Source organism: Acidimicrobiales bacterium (assembly GCA_041394185.1).
Lineage (GTDB): Bacteria > Actinomycetota > Acidimicrobiia > Acidimicrobiales > Poriferisodalaceae > JAAETH01.
This window is the reverse complement of record JAWKIQ010000003.1, coordinates 444760-457672: the sequence shown is the minus strand read 5'-3', so window position 1 is coordinate 457672 and position 12913 is coordinate 444760. Positions and strand designations below refer to the sequence as shown.

At 64.9% G+C, this 12913-nt stretch carries 14 protein-coding genes and 2 tRNA genes; 10 read left to right on the top strand and 6 right to left on the bottom strand.

Annotation, left to right across the window (positions count from 1 at the left end; all coding sequences use genetic code 11):
• Nucleotides 1-22: 22 nt before the first annotated feature.
• Nucleotides 23-613 (bottom strand): 3-isopropylmalate dehydratase small subunit, encoded by a 591-nt coding sequence (gene leuD / locus R2770_15640; GenBank protein MEZ5281891.1) that lies wholly within the window; start codon nucleotides 611-613, stop codon nucleotides 23-25.
• Nucleotides 614-630: 17 nt separating this feature from the next.
• Nucleotides 631-2043: a 3-isopropylmalate dehydratase large subunit gene (gene leuC, locus R2770_15635; protein ID MEZ5281890.1), complete on the bottom strand. Its 1413-nt coding sequence runs from the start codon at nucleotides 2041-2043 to the stop codon at nucleotides 631-633.
• 24 nt (nucleotides 2044-2067) lie between these two features.
• Between leuC and R2770_15630 the strand changes: the two genes are divergently transcribed.
• A complete protein-coding gene (locus R2770_15630) occupies nucleotides 2068-2718 on the top strand; it encodes an IclR family transcriptional regulator (GenBank protein ID MEZ5281889.1) in 651 nt (216 codons plus the stop codon).
• Here R2770_15630 and R2770_15625 read toward each other — a convergent pair.
• Both R2770_15625 and greA read right to left on the bottom strand, forming a co-directional pair.
• Entirely contained in the window at nucleotides 2698-3597 is a 900-nt protein-coding gene (locus tag R2770_15625; protein MEZ5281888.1) for an alpha/beta hydrolase, read from the bottom strand. The genes R2770_15630 and R2770_15625 overlap by 21 nt on opposite strands.
• A gap of 113 nt (nucleotides 3598-3710) precedes the next feature.
• Entirely contained in the window at nucleotides 3711-4181 is a 471-nt protein-coding gene (gene greA / locus R2770_15620) for a transcription elongation factor GreA (protein MEZ5281887.1), read from the bottom strand.
• Nucleotides 4182-4339: 158 nt separating this feature from the next.
• Between greA and R2770_15615 the strand changes: the two genes are divergently transcribed.
• The 6 genes from R2770_15615 (at nucleotide 4340) to R2770_15590 (ending at nucleotide 9492) form a co-directional block, all read left to right on the top strand.
• Nucleotides 4340-5311: a 3-isopropylmalate dehydrogenase gene (locus R2770_15615; GenBank protein MEZ5281886.1), complete on the top strand. Its 972-nt coding sequence runs from the start codon at nucleotides 4340-4342 to the stop codon at nucleotides 5309-5311.
• A gap of 92 nt (nucleotides 5312-5403) precedes the next feature.
• Entirely contained in the window at nucleotides 5404-6324 is a 921-nt protein-coding gene (locus R2770_15610; GenBank protein ID MEZ5281885.1) for a branched-chain amino acid transaminase, read from the top strand.
• Nucleotides 6317-7966, top strand: coding sequence for a citramalate synthase (gene cimA / locus R2770_15605; GenBank protein MEZ5281884.1), 1650 nt, complete (start codon nucleotides 6317-6319; stop codon nucleotides 7964-7966). Before R2770_15610 ends, cimA begins: the two co-directional genes overlap by 8 nt.
• 15 nt (nucleotides 7967-7981) lie before the next feature.
• A complete protein-coding gene (locus tag R2770_15600) occupies nucleotides 7982-8503 on the top strand; it encodes a hypothetical protein (protein MEZ5281883.1) in 522 nt (173 codons plus the stop codon).
• A gap of 48 nt (nucleotides 8504-8551) precedes the next feature.
• Nucleotides 8552-9130 (top strand): TIGR03086 family metal-binding protein, encoded by a 579-nt coding sequence (locus R2770_15595; protein ID MEZ5281882.1) that lies wholly within the window; start codon nucleotides 8552-8554, stop codon nucleotides 9128-9130.
• On the top strand, nucleotides 9130-9492 hold the full coding sequence (locus R2770_15590; protein ID MEZ5281881.1) for a hypothetical protein: 363 nt from the start codon (nucleotides 9130-9132) through the stop codon (nucleotides 9490-9492). Before R2770_15595 ends, R2770_15590 begins: the two co-directional genes overlap by 1 nt.
• Nucleotides 9493-9498: 6 nt before the next feature.
• Here R2770_15590 and R2770_15585 read toward each other — a convergent pair whose 3' ends face one another.
• Both R2770_15585 and R2770_15580 read right to left on the bottom strand, forming a co-directional pair.
• Nucleotides 9499-10059 carry a hypothetical protein gene (locus tag R2770_15585; GenBank protein ID MEZ5281880.1) on the bottom strand — a complete coding sequence of 187 codons (561 nt, stop codon included), beginning with the start codon at nucleotides 10057-10059 and terminating at the stop codon, nucleotides 9499-9501.
• 5 nt (nucleotides 10060-10064) lie between these two features.
• Nucleotides 10065-11189 (bottom strand): hypothetical protein, encoded by a 1125-nt coding sequence (locus tag R2770_15580; protein MEZ5281879.1) that lies wholly within the window; start codon nucleotides 11187-11189, stop codon nucleotides 10065-10067.
• 103 nt (nucleotides 11190-11292) lie between these two features.
• Between R2770_15580 and gltX the strand changes: the two genes are divergently transcribed.
• The 3 genes from gltX (at nucleotide 11293) to R2770_15565 (ending at nucleotide 12881) form a co-directional block, all read left to right on the top strand.
• Entirely contained in the window at nucleotides 11293-12597 is a 1305-nt protein-coding gene (gltX, locus tag R2770_15575) for a glutamate--tRNA ligase (GenBank protein MEZ5281878.1), read from the top strand.
• Between the two features lie 62 nt (nucleotides 12598-12659).
• Nucleotides 12660-12731 (top strand) — tRNA-Gln (locus R2770_15570).
• Nucleotides 12732-12805: 74 nt separating this feature from the next.
• Nucleotides 12806-12881 (top strand) — tRNA-Glu (locus tag R2770_15565).
• Nucleotides 12882-12913: the final 32 nt, after the last annotated feature.

Genomic DNA, 12913 nt, shown 5'->3' with positions numbered 1-12913 from the left:
CTCGCCTGAGCGGTGCGGTGGCTCAGGCGGTGGGAAGCCAGGCGGGCCTGGTCGTCTCGAACGAATCGATGGCGTCGCCATGTCGCAGTGTCAGGCCGATGTCGTCGAGGCCTTGCAAGAAGCGCTCCTGGGTCTGCGAGTCGAGCGGGAAGTCGGCTTCGATTCCGAGTTCGGGCACCTCGATCTTCAACCGTTCGACATCAACAGTGATCTCGAGATCGGGGTTGGCGGCGACCTCGGCCAACAGCCGCTCGCCCAACTCGGCATCCACCGTCACCGGCACCAGGCCGTTCTTGGTGCAGTTGTTGCGGAAGATGTCGGCGAATCGCGGGGAGACGACAGCATCGAACCCGTACTGCTGAATGGCCCAAACCGCGTGTTCGCGTGACGAGCCGGTGCCGAAGTTGATGCCGGCGATGAGGATCTTCGCCCCCGCGAAGCGTTCGTCGTTCAAGATGAAGTCGCGATCATCTCGCCACTCGGAGAACAAGCCCTGTTCGAAGCCGGTGCGCTCGACTCGCTTGAGCCAGTCGCTGGGAATTATCTGATCGGTGTCGACATCGGAGCGATCGAGCGGCACTGCCGTTCCGGTGACGATTCTGACTGCCTTCATGGTCGGCTCCTGTGCGTTCAGTCGAGGTCGGAGGGAAGGGCGAAACGGCCTGCGATAGCGGTCGCAGCTGCCACAGCGGGCGACACCAGGTGGGTGCGGCCGCCGCGGCCTTGGCGTCCCTCGAAGTTGCGGTTGGACGTGCTTGCACACCTCTCGCCGGGGGCGAGCTTGTCCGGGTTCATTGCCAGGCACATGCTGCAACCCGGTTCGCGCCAGTCGAAGCCGGCGGCTCTGAACACCTCGTGCAAGCCCTCGGCCTCGGCCTGGGCCTTCACCGCGTGCGACCCCGGCACCACCAGGGTTCGGATGCCTTGGGCGACCTGCCTGCCTTCAGCTACCGCCGCTGCGGCCCGCAGGTCTTCGATGCGCGAGTTCGTGCACGAGCCGATGAAGACGGTGTCGACCGCGATGTCCCTGACCCGCTGGCCGGCCTGAAGCCCCATGTAGTCGAGAGCGCGCGCCGCCGCGTTGCGTGCGGCTGCATCGGCGAAGTCGTCAGGGTTGGGGATGTTGCCCTGCAGCGGCACCACCTGTGACGGGTTTGTGCCCCACGAAATGTGTGGCGTGATCTGTGACCCGTCGAGTACGACCTCGGCGTCGAATACAGCGTCATCATCGGTGCGCAACTGCTGCCATGCCGCCACGGCCGCGTCCCAAGATTCGCCAGAAGGAGCGTGAGCGCGCCCCTTGAGGTATTCGAAGGTGGTTTCGTCGGGGGCGATCAGGCCGGCCTTGGCGCCGGCCTCGATCGACATGTTGCAAACCGTCATCCGCCCCTCCATCGACAGGGCTTCGATGACAGGGCCCCGATACTCGAGGATCGACCCGATGCCGCCACCGGTGCCGATGCGGCCGATGATGGCCAATACGACGTCCTTGGCTGTCGATTCGGGAGGCAACTCGCCGTTGACCGTTATGGCCATCGTCTTGGGGCGCCGCTGCGGCAGGGTCTGGGTGGCCAGGACGTGCTCGACCTCGCTGGTGCCGATGCCAAAGGCGATGGAACCGAAGGCGCCGTGTGTGGCGGTGTGGCTGTCGCCGCACACGATGGTCATGCCGGGTTGGGTGCGGCCCTGTTCTGGGCCGATCACGTGCACGATGCCCTGGCCCGGGTCGCCCATCGGGAAGTTGGTGATGCCGAACTCGGCCGTGTTGGCCCTGAGGGTGTCGACCTGCTTGGCGCTGATCGGGTCCGCGATCGGCTGGTCGATGTCTGCGGTGGGCACGTTGTGGTCTTCGGTGGCGACTGTGAGGTCTGGCCGCCGCACCTTGCGGCCGGCCATCCGCAGCCCGTCGAACGCCTGCGGTGAGGTGACCTCGTGTATCAGGTGTAGGTCGATATAGAGAAGGTCCTGCTCGCCGTCGCTGTGGACCACGTGTTGGTCCCAGATCTTCTCGCTGAGTGTCTTGCCCATGTTGTGGAATCCCAAATAGTGAGACAGTAATCTCGCCTTGTGGACGAGATCATAAGCGGCGTCGGTGTTCTGGACAAGGCTCTGGCCCTGCTGTCGGTGGTCGACGCGAGGGCCTCGACGCTGTCAGAACTCGCCGCGAAGACCGGCTTCAGCCGCGCCACCACCCACCGCCTGGCCACCGCGTTGGTAGACCACCGGTTGTTGCGCCGCGACGGCGACGGCCGATACGAGCTCGGGTGGGCCCTGATACCGCTGGGGCGAACGGCAGCCGAGCGCCTGCCTCTGGCGCGTGCGGCCCGAGGCAGCCTGGAAGCGTTGCGTGACCGCTCCGGCGAGAGCACCCAGCTCTACGTCGTAGAGGGTGGCCAGCGCGTATGTGTGCTGGCGCTCGACTCGCCGGACGAACTGCGAACGGTGGTGGCCGTGGGGGCGAGGCTCCCTATGGACCGCGGTTCGGCTGCGGCAGCACTTCGCGGTGACGTTGGTGCCGGCGGGTGGGTCCAGAGTGTTGCCGAACGCGCACCCGGCGTGGCCGCGGTGTCGGCTCCGGTTCACCTGCCCGATGGCTCCATCATCGCTGCGTTGGGAGTGTCGGGGCCGGTCGAGCGTCTGGGCGTCTCGCCTGGTTTGCGCTACGGAGAGATGGTTCTGCAAGCCGCTCTGGAGGTGTCAGCGAAGCTTGCCGATTGAGGCCTCGACGCTGGTCACGGCGCGGTCCAGCGCCGGAACGAAGCGTCCAGGGTCGTCGATGACCACGGCGTGGCCTCCCGGAACCAGGTGCAGCGAGGCATGCGGCACCGCCTTGGCGATCATTTGCTGGCGTCGTGGCGAGACCACATCGTCATCGAGGGTCATCACGACGGCTGTTGGCACATCCAGGGACCCGATCCACCCGCGGCTGTCGAAGGTGCCGATCTCCTGGCCGGCCTCGAGTACGCGCACCCATCGATGGTTGGCGACCTCGGCCAGAGCCCACTGCCTGATGTCGCGATCGGGGCGGCCGGTCATGATGCGCAGAGCCGCGTTGCGCCTGACGGGCCCAGGCATCGCCCGGGCCAGCGCTGCGGTGGGACTCATGGCGGCGAACATCATGCGCTCGCGCGTCGAGTCCTTGAAGGTCGGAGCCGTCGAGCACAACACCAGGCCGGCAACCAGCGACGGGTGGCGGCGCCACAACAGTTGGGCCACGGCGCCACCCATCGAATAGCCCACGACAATGGCGCGATCGATGCCGAGCGTTCTCAACAAGGCGGCGGTGTCGTCGGCGCAGTCGGCCAGGCGAAATCGCTGGTTCGAGGTGATGCCCCTGCCGTGCCCCCGGTGATCCATGGCCACCACCCGCCTGGCGGCGCCGAGAGTGTCGTAGCTGGTGAACCAGTTGAGATCCGACGTGGCCGCCCAGCCGTGCAGCAGTATCACCGGGGTCGTGCCCGGGGCGTCGACACCGAAGTCGCGGACAAACGCAGTGCCGCGCTCGGCGATGGTCAGAGATCTTCCGGGCGGAAGGGCGGCGACGCGGTGCCTCGGTTCGTGCGCGCCCGCGCCTTCGGCTAGCTGGGCTGCTGTCATCGGGTTGGTCTCCATGGGGTCTCGAGCTTTGATCCCGCGCCTACGTCTTTGGACGTATGGGCGAGGCGATCGGTTCCCTGATGTTCGAACTTGCGACCAGACCCGTTCGGCCGTCAGTGCTCGACGGAGACGACCTCGACCTGGATCATCGCCCCGCTGGGGGCCTCGAAGCTGACCTTGTCGCCCGCCGACGAACCCTCGAGAGCCTTGCCCAGGGGTGATCCGGGAGACACCACATCGAGGCCTTCGCGCTTTTCTTCGATGCTGCCGAAGAGCATCTTTTCGGTGAACGAGTCGCCCTCGTAGCGCAGCTCGACGATGGCACCGGGCGACACAAGACCGGCCGACGCGGCCTCGATGATCTCGGAGTTCTCGATGATGGAAGCCAGTTGGGCGATGCGCCCCTCCATCTTGCCCTGCTCTTCTTTGGCCGCGTGATAGTCGCCATTCTCGCGAAGGTCGCCCATCAGCCGTGCCTGCTCGATCTTGTCGGCGATCTCGATGCGGCCCCTGGTTGTGAGGTCTTTGTGTTCTGCGACCAGGCGATCGTAGGCAGCCTGGGAGATTCGGTGGAGTTCGGCCATCCGACCAATGATAAGAGCGGCCCAACCGATCGGCACGGTGGTTCCTGTCGCAGCGATCCGCGAGCGTGCGACGTGGCAGGATGGGAGGTCGGATCGCGCGAGACTTGGCCGGCACCAAATCGGGTGGCGGATCGGTTCGACCATCGACAGGAGACAAAGTGACCCATCGCATCGCCGTAATCGGAGGCGACGGCATCGGCCCCGAGGTGATCGGGGTGACCGTCGACTTGATCCGTCAGCTCGGGGTCGACATCGAGACCACCGACTTCGATCTCGGCGGAGAGCGCTATTTGAAGGACGGCACCGTACTGCCCGACGACACCCTTGCCGAGCTGCGCGGCTTCGACGCGATCTTGCTGGGTGCCGTCGGTACGCCCGGTGTACCGCCCGGGGTGATCGAGCGTGGCTTGTTGTTGAAGGCTCGCTTTGCGCTCGACCTCTACGTCAACCTGCGCCCGTTCGTGGCACCAGGCCACGACTTCATGGTCATCAGGGAGAACACCGAGGGTACCTATGCCGGCGAGGGAGGCTTCCTTCGGCACGGAACCCCCCACGAGATCGCCACCCAGGGATCGGTCAACACCCGCATGGGTGTCGAGCGATGCGTGCGCTACGCGTTCTCGCTGGCCCAGAGCCGGCCGCGCAAGCACCTGACCCTGGTGCACAAGACCAACGTCCTGACCTTCGCTGGTGATCTGTGGCATCGCGTGTTCGAAGAGGTGGCCGACGAGTACCCAGAGGTGTCCACCGCCTACAACCACGTCGACGCGGCCTGCATCTACTTCGTCGAGGACCCGGCCCGCTATGACGTCATCGTGACCGACAACCTGTTCGGCGACATCCTCACCGATCTCGGTGGAGCAGTTTCTGGCGGCATCGGACGCGCCGCATCTGCCAACCTCAACCCGGCACGAACCGGACCATCACTGTTCGAACCGGTTCACGGCTCGGCGCCCGACATCGCCGGCAAGGGGCTGGCCAACCCGGTTGCTGCGGTGTTGTCCGGAGCCATGATGCTGGACTTCCTCGGCGAGACCGAGGCCGGCGCCCGGCTGGTCGCGGCATGTGATGCGGTAGACGACAACGGCGACACCGCAACCGTGGCCTCACGTTTGGCCGGGCTCCTATGACACCCTGCGGCGCTACAAGACCTTGCAGTGCTCGCCCCGTTGCAGTGAACTCTGATCAGCCCTTCACCCAGGTCCACCACCAGGAGTAATCGATGCCCATCACCCCATCTCACAAGATTTGGATGGACGGCGACCTCGTCGACTGGAGCGACGCCAAGGTCCATGTGCTCACGCACACGCTGCACTACGGCAACGGCGCGTTCGAGGGCATCCGTGCGTACGAGACACCCAAGGGCACGGCCATCTTCCGGCTCACCGAGCACATTCAGCGCCTGTTCGACAGCTGCAAGATCCTGGCCATCGACATCCCGTTCACCTTCGACGAACTGATGGACGCCACGAAGGAAACCGTTCGGGTCAACGGGCTTCCGTCTTGTTACATCCGCCCGCTGGTGTACCTGGGTTATGGCGAGATGGGCCTCAACCCGCTGCCATGCCCGGTGAACGTCGCCATCGCGGTGTGGCCTTGGGGGGCCTACCTGGGCGAGGAGAGCCTCTCCAAGGGCGTGAACATGATGATCTCGTCGTGGCAGCGTCACGACCCCAACGCCATGCCTCCAGCCGCGAAGGGTGTCGGCCACTACATCAACTCACAGATGGCCAAAGTGGCCGCGGTCAAGGCCGGCTACGACGAAGCCATCTTGTTGTCGCCTCAGGGCTACGTCAGCGAGTGCACGGGCGAGAACCTGTTCATCGTCAAGCATGGCGCCATCATCACGCCGCCCACCTCGGCCGGAGCGCTTGAAGGCATCACACAAGACGCCGTGCGCACCATCGCCGCCGACCTGGGAATCGAGTATCGCCAGGCCCACCTGCTGCGCTCGGACCTCTACACCGCCGATGAGGCGTTCTTGTCAGGAACTGCCGCCGAGGTCGTGCCCATCCGCTCGGTCGACAACCGCGTCATAGGCGATCGCGGCCCGGTCACCACCCAGATCCAGGAAACATTCTTCAAGGCGGTTCGGGGCGAGCTGCCTCAATACGAACGCTGGAACGAGTTGGTCGATGGCTGATTCATCCGCCGACGGCCAGCAAGCCCCGCCGGTCGATCGTTCGCCGCGATACGACGCGCGTTGGCCGCGTCGTGTCGAGATATTCGATACGACGCTGCGCGACGGTGTGCAGTTCGAGGGCATATCGGTCAGCTCCGACGACAAGCTCAGGGTCGCCCGCCAGCTCGACCGCCTGGGGGTTCACTGGATCGAGGGTGGCTACCCCGGTGCCAACCCCAAAGACCGCGACTTCTTCGACCGTGCCCGCACCGAGCTGAAGCTCGAAACGGCTCAGCTGGTGGCTTTCGGTTCGACCCGACGGCCCGCCGGCAAGGTCGACGACGACCCCACGCTCAGGGTGTTGGTCGAGGCGGGTGTGGGCACCGTGTGCATCGTGGGCAAGTCTTGGGACTACCACGTCACCGAGGCACTTCGCACCACCCTGGACGAGGGCGTGGCCATGGTCGGTGACTCGGTCAGGTTCCTGGCCGGCGAGGGCCTCAATGTCTTCTTCGATGCCGAGCACTTCTTCGACGGCTACATGCGCAACCCCGAGTTCACTCTGCGGGTGCTCGAGGCGGCCGCGGTCAACGGTGCCAGCGCTCTGGTGCTGTGCGACACCAACGGCGGCTCGCTGCCGCACCAGGTCGAGCCGGCCGTAGCCGCCATCGTCGACCACTTCGGCTCCGATGTGGCTATAGGCATCCACACACAGAACGACACCGGGTGTGCCGTCGCCAACGCTGTTGCCGCCGTACGAGCCGGGGCCACCCAGGTGCAGGGCACCATGAACGGCTACGGCGAGCGCACCGGAAACTGCGACAACACCCAACTGATACCCAACCTCACCCTGAAGATGGGCATCGAAACCCTGCCTGCGGGTCGCATGGACAAGCTCAGCTCCATCAGCCACCACGTCGCAGAACTGCTGAATATGCCACCCATGCACCAGCAGCCCTATGTGGGCAAGTCGGCCTTTGCTCACAAGGCGGGCTTGCACACCAGCGCCATCTCCAGACGAGCCGACAGCTACGAACACGTCGACCCGGCGGCGGTGGGCAACCACACCAGGTTCTTGGTGTCCGACCTCAGCGGCCGGGCCACGATCGAGCTCAAGGCTGCCGAGTTCGGAATCGAACTCGATGGTGCAGCTGTGTCCGACCTGGTCGACCGGCTCAAGCGTCTCGAGCACGAGGGTTATCACTACGAGGCGGCAGACGCCTCGCTCGAGATCTTGATGCGCGAGGCCTCCGGCTGGAACCCAGACTGGTTCGATGTCGAATCGTTCAGGGTGGTCACCGACCGCCGCGTCGATCGCAGCTTCGACACCGAGGCCACGGTAAAGGTGCTCGTCGGCGACCAACGTCGCGTTGCTGTCGGCGAGGGCAACGGTCCGGTCAATTCGCTCGACTCGGCTCTTCGTCAGGCCATAGGCGAGTTCTACCCCGAGCTGACCCGTATCCATCTGACCGACTACAAGGTGCGTGTCCTCGACTCGGCTGCCGCCACCGCGGCGGTCACCCGTGTGCTGATCGACCAGAGCGACGGTGAAGAGGTCTGGACGACCATCGGGGTTTCCGAGAACATCATCGAAGCCAGCTGGCTCGCCTTGCGAGACGGCCTCTACTACGGCCTGCTGCGAAGCGGCCACGACCAGGATTGATCCACGGAGGATCCCATGGCAGCCCCCTCATATGTACCGACATCGCCAACAGCGAAGGTGCGCAGCTACAGCGGTCCTGGTGTCGTCCCCGACAGCTGGTCGGCCGATCGCAGCGCAGCCGTGGATGGGCCCCAGCCACGGGGAGGGATGTACGGCAGCCAGGGACCAGACCAGGGCTACGCGCTGAAGCTCGCCGAGGCGCTGCGCCCCAAGCTGGTGCTGACCGAGGGCGAGTCGGCCGACGACGTCTTGGCCGGCGCCGTGCAGATCGGGCTCAAGCGCGCGTCGTTGTTCACCCGCGGCCCGGTGATCCACGACCTCAAGATCGCCTTGAACCTGTGGGGGTTCCTCGGTGACGCGCCGGCCGAGTTGGTCGAGCTGCGCAAACAACACTTCGACGGCGTTGCCAACCCTCACCACTGGGTACACATGCGAGCGCTGTCGGCCATGATCAGCGACGAGGTGCTGCGCCGCACCCCCGCCCAGATCGAATCCGAGCACCGCTCGAACTGGCGCTCGCTGCTGGGGCTGACCTGAGCCCGGCTCCCCGCCGCTTCGACCCACGCCTCGGCTAGCGTCACGGTCATGGAGTTCGACTACTCGAGCTGGGTGCGGCTGCACCGCATCGCCAACGCCGAGTTCGACTTTCGCGTTCGCCAGATCTTGCCCGAGTGGTGGGGTGCATCGACCCCGTGCGAAGAGTGGGACGTCTACGACCTGGTGAACCACTGTGTGGCCGAGAGCATGTGGGTGCCGCTGCTGCTTGCGGGTCATCACCCCAAGACCATCGGTGGTCTCGAAGGTGATCTCATAGAGGGCGATCCGGTCGATGTCTGGGAGGGCGCTCGCCTCGACGCGCTCGACGCGGTCGACGACTCTGGGGGTGACACCGAGGTGCACCTCGAGAGCGGGGTCACGACCGCGTTCGAGTATGTCCGCCAACGCACGGTCGATCTGGCCGTGCACGCCTGGGATCTGGCGCGCGCCATAGCAGTCGACGAGGCGCTCGACGCCGACCTGGTCGAGGGCGTGGCGTCCTATGTCCTACCCAGAGCCCACCACTTCCAGGCCGGGTCGCTCCTATTCGAGCCCTCGGTGCCGTCGACACCCGGCGCCGACCTGCTCGAGAAGGTACTGAACGTCCTCGGCAGGGAGACCGACTGATGGATCCGCGACAAGAGCACATCGAGGGGCTCAACCTCTCGAAGTTGAACCCAGTAGACATCGACGTCTTCTTTCGAACCCTGGCTCGGCGTGTTCCGCACGCCGTGGTCGACGACAAGCGCGCCCTGTTGTCGTCGGCCCGCAACCGCATCAAGCAGCTGGCCATCGACATGGGATCGGCGGACGCGATCTCGCTCGACGCGTCGCGCGTCGAGCGTATGTGCGAGCTGTTGGTAGAGCAGTTCCAGGGAATGAAGCGAAGGCAGTGGAAGGCTCGCATTGGCGAGAACCGCACCATCGACTACGTGCGCGAGCAGATTGGCGAGATAAGCGCCGACCTGCACGAACTGTCCCAGAACTAACTACGACTACGGCGCCAACACCGTCGCCAACAGTTCTCCCAAGTTGTCGACTGCTCCTGAGGGGCCCTGAATCAGCAGCACCTGTTCGGCCACACCGTCGGTGTCGACAAGCACTGTGGCGACCATCCGAGTGCTGCCCGCTGACGACGTCTCGAGCAAGATGATCGCCATGGCCTGGCGACCCGAAATGGTCACCTGGAGCGGATCGCTCGCAAGCGCAAGACTCGCCGGACCGTCGTCGAGGAACTGGTCGGGTGGCCTCGAGGTGATATCGACCACCCGAAGCCCAGTGGGTGTGGCTCCGTCGAGATCGTCGGCAAGCTCGGCGATGACGAGCCCGTCGGCACTGGTAGCCCAGCCGTCGGGACCAACGATTCTGAGACTCGGCCGTTCCGGGGCGGAACCGGTCTGTTCTGTGCCCTCGGCTGAGCGATCTCCTACCGCGGTGACGCCTGGAGAGGTCTCGGCTGTCGGTTCGGAGGTGGAGCCCCCGCATCCGACGACGGCGGTGAGGGAGACGCCGACGATCATCGCCCACGTCCATGTCCAAAAACGAGGTCGTCTCATCGGTGTCACCCCCTGTCCGAGGCGTCTTGCGCCAGCGTGAGATTGAAGTTGATGAAGGTGGACATCGCATTGACCGCACGGCGTGCTTCGGCCGCCCGGTCTGGGTCCCCAGCAGCCTCGTCGACAACGTCTGCCAACGCTGCCAGCGTCCGCCTGATGCCAGGGTTGGCGAGTGAAGGCACCAGGTGCGGTGTGTCGGATTCGCCTTCGCGCAACGAGCTGTCGGCGGCCGTTTCAGCGAGGATGTCGGCGAGCGCGATCAGGCCCTCTGCTGCCTCGACCGGGTCGAATCCGCCCGCTGGGGGCGCATCGAACCTGGCCCAACCGTACTCTTGGGCGACTCCGCACGCGGTGCGGAACAGAGAGGTGCTGTTGTCGAAGGTGTCGCAGATGGCACCGATCTTGTCCAGGTCGATTCCAAGGTTCTCGAGACCCAGAACGCCCAGAGCTGAGCGGTCGACCTCGGATCGCGTCTCGACTACGGCGACGACGTGGGCATCCATCGTCGTGGGGTCGTCTGCCCAGATTCCCGCACTTTCGGCTGGGAAGGTCAGTTGCCCGCTGATTGTGTCGGGCGAGACCCACCGCGCGTCGAGCGAGGCCTCCACCTCGGGCAGCGTGGTCTCGCCAAATCCGTCCTCGAAGTATCCCTCGACCTCGATGACCTCGTGTTCGGGATAGGTGACGATGGCGCGGATGCTGATCTGATCGCTCTGCGCGCCGGTCCACGACCCGTCGAATTCGATGGTGGTGGTGTAGCACGAGATGAAATGGAAGACCCAGGTGGTCGTGGCGAACGCGGTGGGATCCTCCTGCCGGCTCTCATAGCAGAATCTGACCTCAGCTTCGCCCAAGACCTCGAAGCCGGAAGCGGTTTGTGACGGTGCGAACATCAGCAATGCTTCGTTGGCCTCGACACGCCACTCTTGGATGACGTGGGTGTCGGCCGGTCGAAGCGGCGGCGCCACGAGCCCGCCGCCGGTGAACTCGCCTTCGAGAACGATGGTGCCGGCTGGGAGTTGCGAGAGATCAAACCGCTCATCGGCCTGCGACGAGGCATTGGTGGCGGAGAGCACAGTCGTCAACCAGAGCCCAACGACAAGCGTGGCGACGGGCACTCGGACGGTCATATTCCCACCTCCACTTCGCTGTGGGGTCCGATTCGATGATCTAGTCGTCCGGGGTTACCGACAAGGGCCGGATGGCAGGTGAGTGCAACTAGCCTGACGGGTCGTGACTGAATCGGTTCGCCCACGTCTTCGTTTCGCCCCGGCGCCCACCGGATATCTACATCTGGGCTCGGCCCGCACGGCGCTTTTCAACTGGCTCTACGCCCGCCACGCCGGGGGAGAGCTGGTTTTGCGGGTCGAAGACACCAATGCCGAACTCGCCAGGCCCGAACTGATCGACAACATCTACGAGTCGCTCGAGTGGTTGGGCATCGACTGGGATGGCGAGCCGGTGCGCCAGAGCCAGCGAGATCACCTGTACCAGGAGGCGGTCGACCGGCTGCTGGCCGATGGCCACGCCTACGTAGACGACGGTGCGGTTCGGTTCCGTGTGCCAGAAGAGGGATCAACGTCGTGGGACGACGTGGTTCGTGGAACCGTGACGTTCGAGAACGAGCACGTCGAAGACTTCGTGATCCGTCGCTCGGACGGCTCGGCGACCTTCTTCATGGCCAACGCAGTCGACGATCTCGACCTGGGAATCACCCATGTCGTGCGTGGCGAAGACCTGGTGAACGTCACGCCCAAGGTCATCTTGCTGAGGCGGGCCCTGGGGTCTGACTATCTGCCGGTGTTCGCCCATCTGCCGTTGATCGTGAATGATCAGCGCAAGAAGCTGTCGAAGCGCCGCGACGATGTTTCGCTCACCAGTTATCGCGAGCGCGGCTTTCTGCCCCAGGCGATGACCAACTACCTCGCACTGCTGGGGTGGGGGCCACCAGACGATGTCGAGGTTCGGCCGATGAGCGAGATCGTCGAGCTGTTCGAGTTGACCGACATCAACGCCTCGGCCGCGATGTTCGACATAAAGAAGCTCACCGCCATCAACGGCGAGTACATCAGGGCCATGGACGTCGATGATCTCGCTGCGGCCATCGAGCCGTATTTCGCCGCTCAACCCTGGGCCGACCGGGTCGGCGAGCCCTCGGTGGCCGATGTGGTGCCCCTGTTGCGCGAGCGCGCCAAGGTTCTCGAAGAGGCGCCCGGCATCGTCGACTTCTTGTTCCTGGACGACCCCGAGACCGACGACGAATCGTGGAACAAGGTCATGGGCACCGACACTGCACTGCCCATGCTCGATGCTGTCGTCGATGCTTATGGCGGCGTCGAGTGGTCGGCAGAGGCGTTGCATGCGGCCACGCAGGCGGCAGGCGAGGGGCTGGGGCTGAAGCTGGGCAAGGCCCAGGCTCCGGTGCGCGTCGCTGTCACCGGTCGCACCGTGGGGCCGCCGCTGTTCGAGAGCCTCGAGCTGATGGGTCGAGACGAGACGATTCGACGCATCGAAGCAGCAAGATCTCGTTTGACCTGACCGAATCGTCGGCTACCATCTCCAGTCGCTTCGATCGCACATAGGCCGGGGCACAACATCCTTCGGGGATGGTGTAATTGGCAACACAACTGGTTCTGGTCCAGTCATTGGGGGTTCGAGTCCTCCTCCCCGAACTCTGACGCTGTTGCGGCAACGGCCGCTATAGTGTCGAACTTGTCAGGCGGTCTGAGCCGCCCGGCTAGAGCTAGCCCCCATCGTCTAGCGGCCTAGGACACCACCCTCTCAAGGTGGCGGCACGGGTTCAAATCCCGTTGGGGGTGCCACTTCTGCCGCCGCTCTCGCGGCGGCAGCTGCT